This is a genomic window from Dyella sp. (assembly GCF_035685805.1).
GTDB lineage: Bacteria > Pseudomonadota > Gammaproteobacteria > Xanthomonadales > Rhodanobacteraceae > Dyella_A.
The window spans coordinates 1-18,976 of sequence record NZ_DASSAB010000040.1 but is presented as its reverse complement, the minus strand read 5'-3'; the positions used below and the strand labels follow the sequence as shown (position 1 = coordinate 18,976).

At 67.6% G+C, this 18,976-nt stretch carries 15 protein-coding genes and 1 rRNA gene; 3 read left to right on the top strand and 13 right to left on the bottom strand.

Annotation, left to right across the window (positions count from 1 at the left end; genetic code table 11):
- Nucleotides 1-22: 22 nt before the first annotated feature.
- Nucleotides 23-1,873 (top strand): tetratricopeptide repeat-containing sulfotransferase family protein, encoded by a 1,851-nt coding sequence (locus VFG40_RS11615; RefSeq protein WP_324897573.1) that lies wholly within the window; start codon nt 23-25, stop codon nt 1,871-1,873.
- 93 nt (nt 1,874-1,966) lie between these two features.
- Nucleotides 1,967-3,766, top strand: coding sequence for a M1 family metallopeptidase (locus VFG40_RS11610; RefSeq protein ID WP_324897571.1), 1,800 nt, complete (start codon nt 1,967-1,969; stop codon nt 3,764-3,766).
- Between the two features lie 115 nt (nt 3,767-3,881).
- Here the strand turns inward: VFG40_RS11610 and VFG40_RS11605 are convergent, their stop codons facing one another.
- From VFG40_RS11605 to VFG40_RS11550, 12 genes are all read right to left on the bottom strand, one after another.
- On the bottom strand, nt 3,882-6,158 hold the full coding sequence (locus tag VFG40_RS11605; protein WP_324897569.1) for a carboxy terminal-processing peptidase: 2,277 nt from the start codon (nt 6,156-6,158) through the stop codon (nt 3,882-3,884).
- Between the two features lie 9 nt (nt 6,159-6,167).
- Nucleotides 6,168-7,172 carry a lipoyl synthase gene (lipA, locus tag VFG40_RS11600; protein WP_324897567.1) on the bottom strand — a complete coding sequence of 335 codons (1,005 nt, stop codon included), beginning with the start codon at nt 7,170-7,172 and terminating at the stop codon, nt 6,168-6,170.
- 10 nt (nt 7,173-7,182) lie between these two features.
- Complete coding sequence (gene lipB / locus VFG40_RS11595; protein ID WP_324897565.1) at nt 7,183-7,851, bottom strand: lipoyl(octanoyl) transferase LipB; 669 nt, start codon at nt 7,849-7,851, stop codon at nt 7,183-7,185.
- A 162-nt stretch (nt 7,852-8,013) separates the two neighbouring features.
- A complete protein-coding gene (locus VFG40_RS11590; RefSeq protein ID WP_324897563.1) occupies nt 8,014-8,304 on the bottom strand; it encodes a DUF493 family protein in 291 nt (96 codons plus the stop codon).
- The gene (locus VFG40_RS11585) at nt 8,304-9,545 is read right to left on the bottom strand and encodes a D-alanyl-D-alanine carboxypeptidase family protein (RefSeq protein WP_324897561.1); all 1,242 of its coding nucleotides are present in this window, start codon (nt 9,543-9,545) and stop codon (nt 8,304-8,306) included. Before VFG40_RS11585 ends, VFG40_RS11590 begins: the two co-directional genes overlap by 1 nt.
- A 64-nt stretch (nt 9,546-9,609) precedes the next feature.
- Nucleotides 9,610-10,587: a septal ring lytic transglycosylase RlpA family protein gene (locus VFG40_RS11580; RefSeq protein ID WP_324897559.1), complete on the bottom strand. Its 978-nt coding sequence runs from the start codon at nt 10,585-10,587 to the stop codon at nt 9,610-9,612.
- Nucleotides 10,584-11,594: a lytic murein transglycosylase B gene (gene mltB, locus VFG40_RS11575; protein WP_324897557.1), complete on the bottom strand. Its 1,011-nt coding sequence runs from the start codon at nt 11,592-11,594 to the stop codon at nt 10,584-10,586. Before mltB ends, VFG40_RS11580 begins: the two co-directional genes overlap by 4 nt.
- 93 nt (nt 11,595-11,687) lie before the next feature.
- Complete coding sequence (rodA, locus tag VFG40_RS11570; protein ID WP_324897555.1) at nt 11,688-12,803, bottom strand: rod shape-determining protein RodA; 1,116 nt, start codon at nt 12,801-12,803, stop codon at nt 11,688-11,690.
- Nucleotides 12,800-14,875, bottom strand: a complete 2,076-nt coding sequence (gene mrdA, locus VFG40_RS11565; RefSeq protein WP_324897553.1) for a penicillin-binding protein 2 — start codon at nt 14,873-14,875, stop codon at nt 12,800-12,802. The genes rodA and mrdA overlap by 4 nt, the downstream gene beginning before the upstream one ends.
- A gap of 8 nt (nt 14,876-14,883) precedes the next feature.
- Complete coding sequence (mreD, locus tag VFG40_RS11560; protein ID WP_324897552.1) at nt 14,884-15,369, bottom strand: rod shape-determining protein MreD; 486 nt, start codon at nt 15,367-15,369, stop codon at nt 14,884-14,886.
- The gene (gene mreC, locus VFG40_RS11555) at nt 15,366-16,322 is read right to left on the bottom strand and encodes a rod shape-determining protein MreC (RefSeq protein WP_324897551.1); all 957 of its coding nucleotides are present in this window, start codon (nt 16,320-16,322) and stop codon (nt 15,366-15,368) included. The genes mreD and mreC overlap by 4 nt, the downstream gene beginning before the upstream one ends.
- Before the next feature lie 120 nt (nt 16,323-16,442).
- Nucleotides 16,443-17,489, bottom strand: a complete 1,047-nt coding sequence (locus VFG40_RS11550) for a rod shape-determining protein (protein WP_324897549.1) — start codon at nt 17,487-17,489, stop codon at nt 16,443-16,445.
- A 272-nt stretch (nt 17,490-17,761) separates the two neighbouring features.
- On the opposite strand from VFG40_RS11550, the gene VFG40_RS11545 reads away from it, so the two are divergent.
- The gene (locus VFG40_RS11545) at nt 17,762-18,697 is read left to right on the top strand and encodes a carbohydrate kinase family protein (RefSeq protein ID WP_324897590.1); all 936 of its coding nucleotides are present in this window, start codon (nt 17,762-17,764) and stop codon (nt 18,695-18,697) included.
- Nucleotides 18,698-18,890: 193 nt separating this feature from the next.
- On the opposite strand, the gene rrf is transcribed toward VFG40_RS11545, so the two are convergent.
- Nucleotides 18,891-18,976: ribosomal RNA gene (rrf, locus tag VFG40_RS11540) — 5S ribosomal RNA — on the bottom strand; the annotation flags it as partial.

Genomic DNA, 18,976 nt, shown 5'->3' with positions numbered 1-18,976 from the left:
ACGGACATCAAGTGAGAACTGCATGCCGGATCCCGCCGCCACCCTCGCCAGCGCCATGGTCGACGCCTACAACGCCGGCGACATGGAGCGCGTCATCACGCTGGCCGGGCCAGCCGGCGGCGATGCCGACGAGGTCGTCCAGCTGCTGCGCGGGCTGGCCGAGCAGGCCACCGGCCGCTACGAGCGCGCCGCGGCCACGTTCGGCCAGTTGGCCACGCAAAAGCCGGCGGTCTCCACCTACTGGAACAACCTGGGCGTCGCCTGCCGGCTGAGCGGCGACGAGCACGGCGCCGAGCACGCCCTGGCCACGGCCCGGTCGCTCGCGCCGGACGACGCCGACGTGCTCTACAACCTGGGCCTGCTCTACATCCAGCAGCGGCGCTGGCCGCGGGCGCGGGAGACCCTGCTCGATGCGGTCGAGCGCGCGCCGGGGCTGATCGAGGCCCGGCTGCAGGCCGCGTACGCCTGCTACGTGTGCGCCGACAACAGCTGCCAGGAGGCGATGCTGCACGGAGCCGCCGGATGGCCCGCCCAGCCGGCCGAGCAGGCTTTGATACTGGCCGCGATGTTGTCCACCCAGGGCGATCTCGAGGCGGCACTGCACACGCTGGCACAGGCGCAGTTGCCGGACCCGCCCGCAGACGCGCCGCTGCGGCTGCGCCTCGCCGCCCAGCGCGCCCTGCTCCATGAGCGAAGCAACCAGCTGGATCTGGCGCAGCAGGCACTGGCGCAGGTGCCGCTGGCTGCACTCGACGCACTGCCGGCGGACGCGGACCAGGCACGGGCGGAGGGCTGGCGCGCACACGCCGCGCTGGCACTGCGCACGGGCGCCTGGGCGGATGCCGCGGCGCTGTACCGGCGCGTGCTGGCGCTGCCCGTGGATGCCGAGGCGCGCGCCGGCGCCGGCTTCGGCCTTGCCTCGGCGTGCGACCGCCTTGGGCAGCACGCTGACGCCTGGCAGGCCGTGGACGCCGCCCATGCCGCGCAGCTGGAGATCGCCCGCGAGGTGGTGCCGGAGCTGCTGGCGCCGGACAGCCAGCCGCTGCAGATGGCGGAGGTCGACCGCAGCGCGTATGCCCGCTGGCCGCCTGCGACCGCATCCGCCAGCGAGCCGGACCCGGTCTTCGTGGTCGGCTTTCCGCGCTCCGGCACGACGCTGCTGGAGCAGATGCTCGACGCCCACCCGGACTTCTGCTCGATGGACGAGCGCGCCTTCATCCACGAACTGACCGAGCGCATGGAGCAGGTCGGGCAGCGGTATCCACACGACCTTGCAAGCCTCAGCTCGACCGAGGTCGAGCAGTTGCGGGCGAGCTACTTCCGGATGGTCGGGCGCGTGGTACCGGATCTGGGCCCGCGCCGGCTGGTCGACAAGAATCCGCTCAACATGTTGTGCCTGCCGATGATCATGCGGCTGTTTCCGCGAGCGCGCATCATCGTGTGCCTGCGCCACCCCTGCGATGTGCTGCTCAGCTGCACCATGCAGTCGTTTCGCTCACCGGCGTTCATGGTGCTTTGCTCGTCCCTGCAGCGACTCGCGCGCGGTTACGTGGCCGCGTTCGAGCAGTGGTTCCGGCAGGTGAACGTGTTCGCGCCGCAGGTGTTCGAGTGGCGCTACGAGTCGGTGGTGGAAAATTCGCACGAGCAGCTCGCCCGCCTGGCGGCCTTCCTCGGCGTCGTCGACGCCTCGCCGATGGCGCGCTTCGCAGAACACGCCCGCAACAAGCGCTTCATCAGCACGCCCAGCTACGCCCAGGTCACCCAGCGCATCCACCCGCGCGCGGTCGGCCGCTGGCGCAGCTATCACGCGCAGTTCGAGCCCGTGCTGCCACTGCTGCAGCCGGTGATGGAGCGCCTCGGCTACCGCGCGTAAGCCGGCCATCGCTTTGCACGTGGTCACCATGACTTACGGCCTAGTCGGCCCGCGCGCGCGCGCGGCATGCTGGCGGAAACACCAGGAGCTCCCATGCATTCACGTCCGTCCACGCTCGCGCTCGGTGTAGCGCTCGGCCTCGCCGTCTCCGCTACCACGATTGCCGCCGAATCTCCCGCACTCCAGCAGCCGAAGCTGACCGCGCAGACGCTTGCCTCCGGCGTCGCGATGCCGGTGGAGCAGACGCGAGTGCATTTCGATCACGCCGACCTGCACTTCACGCTGGACATCCCGCACCGGCGGTTGAGCGGCGACGCCCGGCTTACGCTCACGGCGACCGCGCCCACCGACGCGCTGGTGCTGGACCTGGACCGCAACCTGCCGATCGACGCGATCACGCTGGACGGCCAGCCCGTGGCGCCGAGTCAATGGAGCAACCCCAGCGGCCGGCTGCGCATCGCGCTGCCGCGTGCGCTGGTCAAGGGCGAGGCAGTGACGGTGGGCGTCCGCTACGGCGGCAGCCCGCATGTGGCGAAGAACGCCCCCTGGGACGGCGGCTTCGTGTGGAGCACCACGCCCGGCGGCCAGCCGTGGGTGGCCACCGCGGTGGAGGGTGAAGGCTGCGACCTGTTCTGGCCGTGCATCGACCAGCCCACCGGCGAGCCGGACGTGGTGGACACCTGGGTGACCGTACCCAGCGCACTGGCCGCGCCGGGCAATGGCGTGCTGGTGGGCGTGGAAGACCATGGCGCCACCCGCACCTGGCACTGGCGCGCAAAGCATCCGGACACCTACGCAATCACCCTCAACGTGGGGCCGTTCAAGGAGCTCAAGGCCGACTACGCCAGCCGCTTCGGCAACACCATCCCGATGCAGTTCTGGTACCTGCCCGAGCACGAGGCGCAGGCGAAGGCGCTGTTCGCCGGCTTTGCACCCATGCTGGATTTCTTCGAGCAGGAGATCGGGCCGTACCCGTTTGGCGACGAAAAGATGGGCGTGGTGGAGACTCCGCACAAGGGCATGGAACACCAGACCATCAATGCCTACGGCAACGGTTACGCGCAGGACGGCTACGGCTACGACTGGCTGCTGCAGCACGAGTTTTCGCACGAGTGGTTCGGCAACCAGATCACCAACGTGAACTGGGACGACATGTGGCTGCACGAGGGCTTCGGCACCTACATGCAGCCGCTGTACGCGCAGTATCTGCATGGCGACATGGACTACTTCGCGATGCTGCACACCCAGCGCCTGAGCGTGAAGAACGCCTTCCCCATCGTGTCGGGCAAGCCGCACGCCGAACATGAGGTCTATGACGCCGACCGTGGCCCCGCCAACGACATCTACTTCAAGGGCTCGCTGGTGCTGCACACGCTGCGCGGGCTGATCGGCGACGACGCGTTCTTCGAGAGCATCCGCCGGCTGGTATACGGGCGGCCGGACCCGAAGCCCGGCAACTTCAAGCCGCGCTATGCCACCACCAGCGACTACATCGACATCGTCAACGCGGTGACCGGCAAGGACTACCGCTGGTTCTTCACCGTCTACCTCTACGACGCGAAGCTGCCGCAACTGGTGCGCGAGCAGCACGGCGACACGCTGAGCCTGCACTGGGTTACCGAGCACGGCGAGCCGTTCCCGATGCCGCTGCAGGTGCAGGTGGGCGATGCAGTGCAGACCATGCCGATGGCGGACGGGCGCGGCGAGCTCCGGGCCGCCCCGGGCACGCTGGTGATCGTCGATCCGCACTCACGGGTACTGCGCGACATGCCGCACGTCGAGGCGTTCCGGCACTGGATGGAGGAGCAGCAGAAGGCACGCGAGCAGGCGGCCAAGAAAGGCAAGGACAAGAGCGCCAACAAGGGCACCAACAAGGCGAACGACAAGTCCTAGCACCCGCCGCGGTCGAAGCGCTGGCGGCACGACCGCTTCGGCAGATCCGCAACGCCCAAGAAAAAGCCGGCGCATGCGCCGGCTTTTTTTTCTTGTGCTGCTGTCCGCCCCGGGCTCAGGGCTGGGCGGGCGACGGCTTGGCGGCGGGGGCCGGTGCCTGGGCGACGGCCGGCGCCTCGGAGAACTTGCCGCCGTACGGCAGCACCTCGGCGGCCAGCTTGGGGTCGCCCTTGATCAGCCCGACCGCGTCGAACAGGATGTGCGCCGTTTCGTCCAGCTCCACATCCTTGGCCTTCTTGGCGTCCTTCTCGGCCTTGAGCTCGGCTTTCAGGCTGCGCTCGTTGGCATTGAGGCCGTCGTCCAGGCGGGTTTCATCCTCACCGGTGACCACGTCGCCATCGATCGCCTTGCGACGGGCGAGGAAATCCGCCTGCAGCGCATCCTGCTGCTTGCGCTCGGCCTGGCGCTGGGCCAGGTTCAGCGAGATGGACGTCTGGTTGCGCATCTTGCGGTACTGCGCGAGCTGGTCCAGCAGCAGCTTCCACGCCGGCGAGGCGCCGACGCGGGTGTCGTGCATCTGCTGCAGCTGCGGCAGGTACGCCTTGAGGTCGGCAACCGGCTTGTACGGCGCGGGCGCGATCTGCGTCCACGGCAGCGCGTTGTCGTAGGTGGACTCGCCGAAGTCCTTCTCGTCGCCGTTCCTGGGGTACTGGATATCCGGCGTGACGCCCTTGAGCTGGGTCGAGCCGCCGTTGATGCGGAAGAACTCCGCAATGGTCATCTTCAGCTCGCCCATCTGCGGCTTTTCGCTGTCGCCCGCCTCGCCGGCGAAACGATCCAGATCGACCAGGTTCTGCACCGTGCCCTTGCCGAAGGTGGGCTCGCCGATGATCAGGCCGCGGCCGTGATCCTGGATCGCCGCGGCGAAGATCTCCGAGGCCGAGGCCGAGCCGCGATTGACCAGCACGGCCATCGGGCCGCTCCAGGCCAGGCCGGCATCGTCGTCGCCCTGCACTTCCACTTCGCCGTTGGCCTTGCGTACCTGCACCACCGGGCCCTGGTCGATGAACAGACCCGTCAGCTCGTTCGCCTCGTCCAGCGAACCGCCGCCGTTGTTGCGCAGGTCCATGATGACGCCCTGCACGCCTTGGGCCTTGAGCTCGGTGAGCAGCTTGGCCACGTCGCGGGTAGCGCTCTTGTAGTTGGGATCGCCCTTGCTGCGCGCGGCGAAGTCGGCATAGAAGGTGGGCAGGTCGATCACGCCGATCTTGCGGCTGACATCGCCGTCCTTGACCTCGATGACCTTGGACTTGGCCGCCTGCTCTTCCACTACCACCTTCTTGCGCACCAGCGTGACCAGCTCGTGCTTACCATCGGGGCCGGCGTCAGCCGGCAGCACCTCAAGGCGGACGGTGGTGTCCTTCTTGCCGCGGATCTTGTTGACCACGTCGTCCAGGCGCCAGCCGATCACGTCGACCATCGGGCCGCCGTCCTGGCCGATCGCCACGATGCGGTCGCCCACTTCCAGCTTGCCCGACTTCGATGCCGGGCCGCCGGGAACGATCTCGCGGATCTGGGTGTACTCGTCGCGCGCCTGCAGCACCGCGCCGATGCCCTCCAGCGACAGCCGCATCGAGATGTCGAAGTTCTGCGCCAGTCGCGGGCCGAGGTAGTCGGTGTGCGGATCGGTAGTCTCGGCGTAGGCGGTCATGAAGCTCTGGAACGCGTCTTCGCCATCGAGCTGCTTGATGCGGTCGACCAGCGTGGTGTAGCGCTTGGTCAGCGTCTTGCGGATCTCCGCCTCGTCCTTGCCGGCGAGCTTCAGGCGCAGCCAGTCGTTCTTGGTGCGCTCGCGCCAGAGGTTGTCCAGCTCGGCCTGGTCCTTAGGCCAGTCGGCCTTGTCGCGGTCGACGATGTAGCTCTCGTCCTTGGAGAAGTCGAAGCCCTTGTCGAGCAGGCCCAACGCATAGCGCATGCGCTCGGTGGCGCGCTTCACGTACAGATTGAAGATCGAGAAGGGGGCGCCGAGGTCCTCGTTCCAGATCGCGTCGTCGAGCCGGGTCTTGAGTGGCGCGAAGCTGGCCAGATCGGCCTGGGTGAAGAACACCTTCTCGCCGTCCAGCTGGTCGAGATACGCCTTGTACACGCGGGCGGACATGGCGTCGTCCAGCGGCTGCGCGTCGTAGTGGAAGCGGGTGAGGAAGCGCGCCGACAGCTGCGCCGCCTCGGCCTCGTCCGCGGTCGCCTTCAGCGGCAACGTGGAAGCCTTGCGCTGCGGCTGGCCGGTGGCATCGGCGGCAGCGGGCGCGGCCGCGTCCTGTGCCTGAAGGCCTGCGCCGGCGCTACCGAGGGTGAGCGCGATCAGCAGGGCAAGCGAAGGGCGAAAGGTCATGCAGATCCCTCAGGCAATGTCGGTGACACCGGCTGCATGGGCCTGCAGGTCGGCGTGATAGGAGGAGCGCACCAGCGGACCGGAGGCGACGTGATGGAACCCCATCGCCTCGCCCGCCACGCGCAGTGACTCGTATTCTTCCGGCGTCCAGTAGCGCACGACCGGATGGTGATGTGGCGTCGGCTGCAGGTACTGGCCGATCGTGATCATCTCGACGTCATGGGCGCGTAGATCGCGCATGGTCTCGATCACCTGCTCGTAGGTCTCGCCCAGCCCGAGCATGATGCCGGACTTGGTCGGCACCTCCGGGTGCTGCGCCTTGAAGCGCTTGAGCAGGTCCAGCGACCACTGGTAGTCGGCGCCCGGACGCACTTCGCGATACAGGTGCGGTACGGTTTCGAGGTTGTGGTTGAACACGTCTGGCGGAAATTCCTTCAGCACGTCCAGCGCACGCTCCATGCGGCCCTTGCCGCGGAAATCCGGCGTGAGGATCTCGATCCGGATGTGCGGCGCGGCGTGCCGGACCGCACGGATGCAGCTGGCAAAATGCTCGGCGCCGCCGTCGCGCAGGTCGTCGCGGTCGACCGACGTGATCACCACGTACTTCAGCCGCATGTCGGCGATGGTCTGCGCCAGCCGCGCGGGCTCCAGCGGGTCGGGCGCGGCCGGGCGGCCGTGGGCCACGTCGCAGAACGAGCAGCGTCGGGTGCAGACCTCGCCCAGGATCATGAACGTGGCAGTGCCCTTGGAGAAGCACTCGTGGATGTTCGGGCAGGAGGCTTCCTCGCACACGGTCACCAGCGCGTTCTCGCGCAGGCGCGCCTTGAGCTCCTGTACCGCATTGCCTTGCGGCAACCGCACGCGGATCCAGCTCGGCTTGCGCAGGGTCGGCACCGCAGTGTCGAAACCGGCCCGGTTGCGGGAGATCTTGTCGTTGCCCAGCTGCTTTTCCACCGCCGGCGCGGACACCGTGCGGATCGGAATGGTCTTCGGGGTGGCGGGGGATTCGCTCATGAGCACATGCCTAGACCGCGGCGCGCGCGGGGAGTTCGGGGATACGGGAGGCGGCCGGCTCGGCATCGAAGCCGAACTGGCGACAGAACGCGTCGATCAGCACGTCTTCGACGTCCGCCAGTCGCGACGGACCGCCCAAGTCTACCACCTGCGTCACCGCCAAACCCTTGTAGCCACAAGGGTTGATGCGGCCGTAGGGCTCGAGATCCATGGCCACGTTGAAGGCCAGCCCGTGGAAGCTGCAGCCACGGCGCACGCGCAACCCCAGCGCCGCCACCTTGGCGCCGTCGACGTACACGCCCGGTGCGCCCTCCTGCCGCGCGGCGTGGATCTGCCAGTGCGCAAGCGTGTCGATCAGGGCCTGTTCAATGCGGTGCACCAGCTCGCGTACGCCCACGCCAACGCGACGCAGGTCGATCATCGGGTACGCCACGATCTGGCCCGGCCCGTGGTAGGTGACCTGCCCGCCGCGATCGACCTGCACCACCGGGATATCGCCCGGCGCCAGCACGTGCTCGGCCTTGCCCGCCTGGCCCTGGGTAAACACCGGATCATGTTCGAGCAGCCACAGCTCGTCCGGGGTGTCGGCGGTGCGGTGGTCGGTGAAGGCACTCATCGCCTTCCAGGTCGCCTCGTACGGTTGGCGCCCGAGGCGGCGGATCTTCAGCGGCAGCGACATGGCGGGACCTGCGGAACGGGGAACGGGGAACGGGGAACGGGGAACAAGATCAGGCGGCGGGTGCTTCGATTCAAGAGCCGGCCCGAATGCAGCCCCGCGAGCGCAAAGCAAACGGGGAACGTGCGGTGCACGTTCCCCGTGGTTCGGTCCGGCACGCCGCCGTTACAGCGTGAAGCGGATGTCGGGATCGGCCCGCAGTGCGGCATGCGCCGCGTCGTACTGTTCGCGGTTGTCGCAGCGGAAGCTCACCGTGACGGACACGAAGTTGCCTTCACCGGACTGCCGATGCTTGACCGTCTCGTGCAGCACCATCAGGCCCGCACGTTCCAGCAGCAGCGGCACGTGCACCGGCAGGTTGGCACTGGCGCTGCCCATCGCGGTGATCTCGAACTCCCCGGGAAACTGGAAGCCCTTGCCGTCCTTCTTGGCCTGGGAAAAGTCGATTTCGTTCATTACTTGGCGTCCGCGTCGGCCTTCTTGTCGTCATGGTGGAACCACAGCAGGATCGAGTCCCACAGGCGCGAGAAGAAGCCGCCCCGCGGCGCGTCCGACAGCGCCACCAGGGGCACGCTCTGCACCGGCTGGCCGTCCAGGGTGATGCGCAGCGTGCCGACCTGCTGGCCCTTGGTGAACGGGGCGATCAGCGTGGCGGGAACGTCCATCGTGGCCTTGAGCTTGTCGTACTGGCCGCGCTTGACCGTGACCTGCACCGGGCTGGTCACGCCCAGCGGCAGCGTCTTGTTTTCACCCTTCCACAGTCGCGGGGTCGCCAGCGGCTTGCCCGCGTCGTAGAGGTTGTGCGTTTCGTAGAAGCGGAAGCCGTAGTTGAGCAGCGCCATGGCCGAATCCGCGCGCGCTTTCTCCGAGCTGGCGCCCATCACGATGGCGATCATGCGCGAATCGCCCTGCTTGGCCGAGGCCGCAAGGCAGTAGCCGGCGGCGGCGGTGTGGCCGGTCTTGATGCCATCCACGCTGGGGTCGCGCCACAGCAGGGTGTTGCGGTTGCCCTGCTTGATGCCGTTCCACTCGAACTGCTTGATCGCCGAAATAGCGTAGTCCTCGGGGAAGTCGTGGATCAGCGCGCGCGAAAGGATCGCGATGTCGTGGGCCGTCGTGTAGTGGTTTTCGATCGGATAGCCCGACGCGTTCTGGAAGTTGGAGTTCGCCATGCCCAGCTGCTTGGCATAGGCATTCATCAGGTTGGCGAAGGCGCCTTCCGAGCCGGCGGCATGTTCGGCCAGGGCGATCGCCGAATCGTTGCCGGACTGGATGATCATGCCGTACAGCAGGTCCTTCAGCGGCACCTGGCTGTTGAGCTTGAGGAAGCTGGTGGAGCCGTCGGTGCCCGCACCGCCGCCGCGCCAGGCGTGCTCGCTGATGGTCACCGGATCGGTCATGTGGATCTTGCCGTTGGCCACCTCGGCCGAGATCACGTAGTCGGTCATGATCTTGGTGATCGAGGCCGGCTCCACGCGCAGATCCGGCTCCTTCGAGGCGAGGATCTGGCCGGTGGCGTAGTCCATCAGCACCCAGCTCTTGCCGTCCACGTCCGGCGGCGGCGGCACCGGGGCATCGGGCACCACCGGGCGCGGTACCGGCGAGGGCCGCGGCGGCGTCTGCTGGGCGAACGCGGCGCCTGCCGCCACGAGCGTGACGGCGGCAAGGGAAACCAGGGTACGGCGGAAAAAGCTCATCGTTGTGTTGAATCCCGTCTTGAAATGGACGGCACGCGCGATGCCGTCGACTGTGAAATACCGCTCAGTCTACCGCGACCTGCGGATGCGGCAGGCCAAGCGCCTCGATCCGCCCGGCCATCGCGTCGGCCTGGCGGGCGTCGGACATCGGGCCCACCCGCACGCGGCGGATCGATCCGCCCGACGCGGGCTTGTCGCTGATCTGCACCGGCCCGATGTTCGCCTCGCGCAGCCGCTGGGCCAGCCGGTCGGCGTTGCCCTGATCGGAAAACGCACCGACCTGGAGGTAGATCGCCGACGCCCCGCCAGGCACAGGGACCGGCGAAACGACGGCGGGTTCCGCGGCCCCGCCCGCGGGCGGCGCATGGGCCGTGGCGCTGGCCGCAGGCGAGGCGTCCGGATCGGCCGGATCGATCGCCCGTACCTCGACCATGCCGGTGCCGCCGGGCCACACGCCGATCTTTACCGCAGCCACGTACGACAGGTCGATCAGCCGGTTGGCGTGGAACGGGCCGCGATCGTTGATGCGCACGATCACGCTCTTGCCGTTGGCCAGGTTGGTGACCCGCGCATAGCTCGGCAGCGGCAACGTCTTGTGTGCGGCGGAGAACTGGTACATGTCGTAGTTCTCCAGGCTCGAGGTCTTGTAGCCGTGGAACTTGTTGCCGTAGAACGAGGCGATGCCCCGCTCGACGTAGCCCTTGGCGCTGGGCAGCACGCGGTAGGTGTGCCCCAGCACGGTGTAGGGCGACTTGTTGCCGTAAGCCGAACGCGGCTCCACGTGGGGCACCGGCTCGGCCAGCCGGCTCAGGTCCGGAGGCGGGCCGGAAGGCACGCTGTCGTTGCCATCCCGGTAGCGGCTGCGCTGGTCCTTGCTGAGGTCGTCGCGAACGCCATCGGCATGGCGTGCTGAGGCGGCTCCCGCCGTCGCAGCGGGCCGCGCACCGGCAGAACGATGCCCCGGCCGGGCCGGATGGCCGGCGCAGCCGGCGAGCAATACTGCGAGCACGGCCGCTGCCGCCAGCCAGCGCGCCCGACTCATCGTGCGCGATCCGCCTGCTTCACCCCGTCGGCGATGGCCTGCGCCAGCTGGTGCACGGCCATGGCATAGAGCGGACTGCGGTTGTAGGTCGTGATGACGTAGAAGTTCTGGAAGGTGAACCAGTATTCCGGGCCGTTGGCGCCCTGCAGCGTCTGCAGGCTGCTCGGCTCACCCGGGTTGGCTGGCGCCAGCGGCGCATAGCCCCAGGCTTCGAGTTGCTCCAGCGGCCACTGCGGCTTGCTGTCCTTGACCTCGACCGGCCGGGCCGATGCATCCGGCTGCGCTCGCATCGCCACCGGGCCGCCGCTGACCCAGCCGTGCTGGACGAAATAATTGGCCACGCTGGCGAAGATGTCCGGCAGCGAATCGCGCAGATCGATGCGCCCGTCGTGATCCTGGTCGACGGCGAAATCGCGGATGCTCGAGGGCATGAACTGTCCCCAGCCTTGTGCGCCGGCGTACGAACCGAGCAACGTGTCGACGGGACCGGCAAGATGGTTCGGCGGCAGCTCCAGCAACACCTTCAGCTGCTCGCGGAAGAACGGCGCACGCGGCGGGTAGTACAGGCCCAGCGTGACCAGCGCGTCGAGCACCTTGTACTTGCCGCTCAGGCGGCCGTAGTTGGTCTCCACGCCGATGATCGCCACGATGTACTCCGGCGCCACCCCGTACTGGCGGCCGATCTGCTCGAGCAACGCGCGGTGTTCGCGATAGAAGGCGACGCCGTCATCGATGCGGCGCCCGGTCATGAAGATCGGCCGGTAGTCCCTCCATGGCTTGGCTTCGGCGGGACGGCTGATGGCATCGAGGATGCTTTGCTGGCGGGTGGCGCCATCGAGCAGCGCGTTCAACGCGGCGGGACTCTTGCCGGTGTCGCGTGCCACTTCGCGTACCAGCGCCGCCTGCCCGGGATGGGTCTGCGCGGCAAGCGGCGTGGAGCAGAGGCCGAGCAGCACCCCGCACGCAACAAGAAAGCGGGGCAAGGGGGACGCGGGCAGCACAGTCATCGGTGGGCGGTTCGCACGAAGAATGATCCGCGAGAGCCTAACATGCGCCCCGGCCCGCTCCAGGGCTCGCGCGAGGCGTGCCGCGGGCGCGGTTCAGTCGTGCATCTTGCGGTTGGCGTGGATCGACATCAGCACCCCGAAACCGGTCAGCAGCGACACCGCGGAGGTGCCGCCATAGCTGATCAGCGGCATCGGCACGCCGACCACCGGCAGCATGCCCGCCACCATCCCGCCGTTGACCAGCACGTAGACGAAGAAGCTCATGGCGATGGCACCGGCAAGCAGTCGCGAATAGGTGTCGCGGGCCTCCATCGCGATCCAAAGGCAGCGCCCGATGATGAAGGCGTACAGCACCAGGATGCCGATCACGCCCACCAGCCCGAACTCCTCGGAGAACACCGCGAAGATGAAGTCGGTGGTGTGCTCGGGCAGGAAGTCGAGCCGCGACTGGGTGGAGTGCTGCCAGCCCTTGCCGAACACGCCGCCGGAGCCCACGGCGATCTGCGACTGGATGATGTGCCAGCCGTTGCCCAGCGGATCGGACTCCGGGTTGAGCAAGGTCATCACGCGGTCGCGCTGGTACTGGTGCATGAAGTGCCAGCCGACCGGCACCATCGCGGCAGCCGCACCGAGCAGGGCACCGATGCGCCACCACGCCATGCCCGACAGGAACAGCGCGAACGCACCGGCGCCGGCGACCAGCAACGCGGTGCCGAGATCCGGCTGCTCGGCGATCAGGCCGGCGGGAATCGCGATCAGTGCGCCGACCATGGCGATGTCCTTCCATCCCGGCGGCAGCTGCCGCGGATGGAGGTACCAGGCCACCATCATCGGCATGGTGAGCTTGAGCAGCTCCGACGGCTGGAACCGCATCACGCCCAGGTCCAGCCAGCGATAGGCACCACGGCCCTCCCCCAACACCGCCACCAGCACCAGTAGCGCGGTGCTGCCGGCATAGAGCCAGGGCGTCCAGGTTCGCAGCGTGGGTGGCGGAATGCGGGAAACCACCAGCAGCAGCACCGCGCCCATGACGAACCGCGCGGCCTGCCCGCCCACCAGCGAAAGGCTGCGATCGCCGGCGCTGTACAGCGTCACCAGACCGGCCCCGGCCAGCAGCATCAGGCCGGCCGCCAGCGGCAGATCGATGCGCGGGCGTGTCATCAGCCGGCGCGCAAAGCGACGAAAGCGCGTGTAGAGCGAGGCGATCATGGCGTGTCTCCGCCGGGTTGTTCGCGCGGGGGGGCGGCCGGCGGGTCATTCGGGGGATCGGACGGAGGGTCGGACGGGGGATCGGACGGAAGATCGTCCGCGCGCTGTGCATTGGTGGGTGCGACCTCGGCCGGGAGGTCCTCCGGGCTGGGCAGGGTGTTGCCCAGCGAGGCGTCGCGGAACGGGGTGAAGGGCGGAGCCTTCGCGCCCTTGGCAGCGATCCACGCATCGAGCACGTGGCGGGTGATCGGCCCGGCCGAAGTGGCGCCCCAGGCGCCGGCCTCCAGTACCGCGACCACGGCGATCTGCGGATCATCCGCCGGCGTGTAGACCTCGAACCAGGCGCGGCTGCGGCTGGCCAGGTAGGCGAGGTTGCTGCGGTCGTCGTAGGCGTTGGTGGTACGCGAAAACCGCTCCGCGGTGCCGCTCTTGCCGGCGAGGCGATACGGGAACCCCACGGTCAGCGAGCGTCCGGTGCCCTTGGCGCCGTACATCACCCGCTGCATGCCTTCATCCACCGCGCTCCAGTACGCCGGCGAGCTGATTACGCTCGGCCCCGTCGGCGGGTTGGGCAGCGGGCGGGGTGCGCTTTCCACGCCGGCCTGGGTCGCCATCACCAACCGCGGCGCGTAGGGCACGCCATGGCCGGCGAAGGTGGCGATCGCGTGGGCGAGCTGCAGCGGCGTCACGGCCCAGTATCCCTGTCCGATGCCCGCGATCACGGTCTCGCCCGGGTACCAGGGCTGGTGCGAGTGCGCCATCTTCCAGTCGCGCGACGGCACCACTCCGTCGGACTCGCCGATCAGGTCGATGCCGGTGGTCTTGCCGAAACTGAACTTGCGCATGTAGGCACTGAGGCGGTCGATGCCCAGGTCGAGCGCAAGCTTGTAGAAGTAAGTGTTGACCGACTGCTCGATCGCCGCCGCTAGGTCGACCCGGCCGACGCCTCCGCGCTGGTCGTCGCGATAACCGCGCTGCTGCCCGGGAATGTAGAACGTGCCGGTGGAAACCACGGTGTCCTGCGGCGTCCGGATGCCGTATTCCAGGCCGGCCAGGCCGACCAGCGGCTTCACCGTCGAACCGGGGGGATAGACCCCGCGCAGGGCACGGTTGTAGAGCGGCTTCTCCGGATCGGTGGTGAGGGCGCGGTAATCGGCGGAGCTGATGCCGTTGACGAACAGGTTGGGATCGAAGCTGGGCACGCTGACCATCGCCAGCACCTGCCCGTTGCGCGGGTCGATCGCCACCGCCGCCCCCGGACGTCCGGCGAACGCTTCTTCGGCCGCTTTCTGCAGGCGCACGTCGATGCTCAGGTAGAGGTTCTTGCCTGGCACCGGCGGATGCGTCTCGAGTACCCGCTGGGTCCGTCCGTCGGCGTTGACCTCCACCAGCTCGTAGCCCGGGGTGCCGTGCAGGATGTCCTCGTAAGACCGCTCCAGGCCGATGCGGCCGACGTGGCTGGTGCCTTTGTAGCGCACCGGATCCAGCCGCTGCAGGTCGTTGCTGTCGATGCGACCGACGTATCCGATGACGTGCGCGAAGCGGGCGCCGAACGGATAGCGGCGGGTCAGGTAGGGCACCACGTCCACCCCAGGAAAGCGCCAGCGGTTCACCGCGAAGCGGTCGATCTCGTCCTCGGAGAGGTGCAGCTTCAGCGGCACGCTTTCAAAGCGTCGGCTTTGCGCCAGCTGTTTGCGAAACGCGCCGATGTCGTCATCGTCGAGCGGCACCACGTGAACGATCTGCGCCAGCATCGCTTTCATGTCCGGCACCTGCTCGGGTACCACCTCGAGCCGGAACGCAGGCACGTTGTCCGCCAGCAGCACACCGTTGCGGTCGTAGATCAGGCCGCGCGCCGGCGGAATTGCGCGAGGCTTGACTCGGTTGGCCTCCGAGCGGGTGGCGAATTCATCGTGATGCAGCACCTGCAGGAACGCATAGCGCCCCACCAGCGCCAGCAGACCGAGCAGGATCAGCGCAAATCCGGCGATGGCGCGACGGCGAAACAACGCCGCTTCGCCACGCGGATCCTTGATCGCACGGCGCAGGCGGCTGGTACGGCGACTGATCATGCCCGCCCCTAGGAAATGCGCAGACGCATGCGCAGGTCATCCAGCAGCAGGAACAGGAACGGCCAGAGCGCAGCGCCCACCAGCGGCGACAGCCACCAGCTTGGCGGCGGCACGCCATCACCGGCAAAGATGCGCACCACCAACAAAAGCACGCGATCGTTGAGCAGCAGCGCCAGCACCGCCAGCGTTTGCTGCCACATCGGGAAGAACCGCAGCCGCGAGCGGAAGCGCAACGCGATAAACACCAGCGCCGTGAGCCGCAGCGCCTGTTCGCCCAGCAGCACGCCATCGAGCAGATCGGCAAACAGGCCGATCAGGAAAGCCATGCCCAGGTTCACCCGATCGCCGGATTCGAGCGACCAGTACAGCAGCACCAGGGCCGGCCAGTACGGCTTGAACGGCTTCAGCACCGCCGGCAGCGGCACCAGCATCATCAACAGGGCTGCAGCCAGGGTGGCGCTGAACCAGAACACCGCAAGACGATGGCGGCTCATGGTGTCGCTCCTGATACGGCCGCGGCCGCAGCGGATGGCTGGCCGGCCGGCGCGGGCGCGAGCTCCGCCGGAGGGCCGGCGGGCACCGCCGGCGGTGGCGGGCCGATCGGCTCGGCCTGGTCGTGCAGCAAAAGCACGTCTTCACTGCGGTCGATGTCGGCGCTGGGGCTGGCGCTCGCCTCGAGGAACATGCCGGTCGCCGAGGGCTGCACACGGCGGATCGTGCCTACCGGAAAGCCCGGGGGGAAGCGTCCGCCCAGCCCAGACGTGAGCATGCGATCGCCCACCCGTACATCGGCGGCCATGGGGATATCCGGCAGGCTCAGCGCGTCGCCGTCGCGTGCTCCGTAGGCCACGGTGCGCAGGCCGGTACGTTCGATGGTCACCGGCAACGCATGGGCCGGATCGGTGATCAGCATCACCACCGAGGTACTGGGCAACACGTGCATGACCTGACCCATGACGCCGTGGGCGTCGATCACCGGCTGCCCCACGCTGACCCCGTTGTTGGCGCCGGCGCTCAGCATCAGGCGGTGGCGTGCGGGCCCGAGGTCGACGCCGACGACGCGGGCCAGTTGCACGTTGAGCTCGAGGCTGTGCTGGGTATCGAGCAGCTCCTTCAGTCGCACGTTCTGCTCTGCCACGGCCGCCATGCGATTGAGTTTCGCGTTGGCCAGCAGCAGGTCCTCGCGCAGGCGCTGGTTCTGCTCGGTCAGCGTCTTGCGCTCGGCAAAGGCGATGGTCAGCGCATGCAGCCCCGCGCTCGGTGCGCCAGCGAGTCGATACAGCGGCTCCACCACGATGGCGGTCGCGTAACGCACGCGCCAGGTCCAGCCATTGCGGTGGTCGAGCACCATCAGCACCATCGCCAACGCCAGGTACGCCAGCAGTCGCAGCGTGCCGGCCACGGTGCCGGCAAACAGCGGCGAGGATTCCTCGCGGGTCAGCGGCATGAAACCCACCTATATTTCGTGCAAGCGCACTGCGTCACCGGCCATTACTCCCTGAGCGAGTTGGCGCCGCATGTCGGAGCGCGACGAGCGCCGACGATCGGACGCGCGGCCCGGCCGCAGTCACTCGGGGGCGAAGAAATCGCTGCCGTGCTGGTCGATCAGTTCCAGCGCCTTGCCGCCACCGCGAGCCACGCACGTGAGCGGATCGTCCGCCACCTGCACGTGCAGGCCGGTTTCCTCGGAGATCAGCCGGTCCAGATCGCGCAGCAGCGCACCGCCGCCGGTCAGCACGATGCCGCGCTCAGCAACGTCAGAGCACAGTTCGGGCGGCGTCTGCTCGAGCGCCGACTTCACCGCCGCCACGATGCCGGCAAGCGGCTCGTGCAACGCTTCGAGAATTTCGTTCGAGTTGATCGTGAACATGCGCGGCACGCCCTCGGCGAGATTGCGCCCGGAGATCTCGATCTCCTTGACGTCGCTCTGCGGGAAGGCGCAGCCGATCTGCAACTTGATGCGCTCGGCCGTGGACTCGCCGATCAGCGTGCCGTGGTTGCGGCGGACGTAATTGATGATCGCCTCGTCGAAACGATCGCCGCCGACACGCACCGACTGCGAATAAACGATGCCGTTGAGGGAGATCACCGCCACTTCGGACGTGCCACCACCGATGTCCAGCACCATCGAACCGCGCGCCTCATGCACCGGGATGCCGGCGCCGATGGCAGCAGCCATCGGTTCCTCGATCAGGAACACGTCGCGTGCACCTGCGCCCTCGGCCGACTCCTTGATGGCGCGGCGCTCCACCTGGGTCGAGCCGCACGGGACGCACACCAGCACGCGCGGGCTCGGCCGCAGCATGCGCGACTTGTGCACCTGCTTGATGAAGTGCTGCAGCATCGCCTCAGTCATCGTGAAGTCGGCGATGACGCCGTCCTTCATCGGGCGCACCGTGGCGATGTTGCCCGGTGTGCGACCAAGCATGCGCTTGGCGTCTCCGCCGACGGCGGCCACGGTCCGCGGACCGCCCGGCCCGCGGTCCTGGCGAATGGCGACCACCGACGGCTCGTTGAGCACGATCCCCTGACCGCGCACGTAGATGAGCGTGTTGGCCGTGCCGAGGTCGATGGAGATGTCGTTGGAAAAGATCCCGCGAAACTTCTTGAACATGGGGTCGCCGCGTGTCCGACTGGCTAAAAAGTAAGCGCGCCAGTCTAGTCAGCGCAGCGGGGGTGCGCAAGGACTGTAACGTTAAGAATCCCTTGCGCGACGGGATGATATGAGCACTTTTCTCGACAGCCAGAGAACATTGTTCGGTGGCTGGAAGTCGCCAACGCGCATCGATCCCGGTACGATTCGAGTCTTTGCCGGAGCTGCGCTCCGCGCATCTGATGGGTCGCCTCGCGTGCGGCCCGAACATCCTGCCGGGGCGCCCAAGCATCATGTCAGCCGTTATCTGCGGATCGCTGGCCTACGACACCATCATGGTGTTCCAGGACCAGTTCAAGAACCACATCCTGCCGGACCAGGTACACATCCTCAATGTGTCATTCCTCGTGCCGCGCATGCGCCGCGAGTTCGGTGGCTGTGCGGGCAATATCGCCTACAACCTCAAGTTGCTCGGCGCCGATCCGCTGCCGGTCGCGGCGGTCGGGCAGGACTTTGCGCCCTACCGTCAGCACTTGGTCGACTGTGGCATTCGCCTGGATCACGTGCGCGAGTACGCTGACCAGTTCACGCCGCAATGCTTCATCACGACCGACCTGGACAACAACCAGATCACCGCATTCCACCCGGGGGCGATGTCGAGCGCCCACGAGAACCATGTGCGCGACATTCCGGACATCACCTTCGCCATTGTCGCGCCAGACAGTCGCGAGGCGATGCTTCAACACGTAGACGAGTTTGCGGCGCGTGGCGTGCCTTTCATTTTCGATCCGGGCCAGGCCATGCCGCTATTCGACGGCGCCGAGTTTCGCGCCATGGTGGAGAAATCCACCTACGTCATCGTCAATGACTACGAGTCGCAGCTGCTGCAGACGCGCACGGGCTGGTCGGCGGCGGAAATCGCCTCACGCGTCAGCGCGTACATCGTCACGCAGGGTCCCAGGGGCTCGACCATTCACGCAGGCAGTGAAGTACATGCCATTCCGCCGGCACGGGAGCGTCAGGTGGTCGATCCGACCGGCTGCGGCGACGCCTACCGGGCAGGACTGATCCTCGGGATCATGCAGGGGCGCGACTGGCCTACGGTCGGACGCATGGCATCCTTGATGGGTGCGCTTAAGGTGGAGCACCCGGGCACGCAGAACCAGCGGTTCACCCGGGACGAGTTCGTGGCCGAGTTCGCGGATCAATTCGGCTACGCCCTGGACTGACGCAAAAGCGCTGCCGCTAAGAAGCGAAGGGGAGACCCTTCGCTTTTTTTTGCTCCGCGTTCGGTCATTTTCGTGACCGTGCGTCAACGTCCCCTGCTTTTGGGAGAAGCTTCCGTCTCCGCCGAGTCCGCACTGGCGGCAAGGCAACAAAAAACCCCCTCTTTTGGAGGGGGTTTGATGTGTTGCATAAGGTCCCTGGCGGTGACCTACTCTTGCATGGCAAGCCACACTACCATCGGCGCAGCTGCGTTTCACTTCCGAGTTCGGGATGGGATCGGG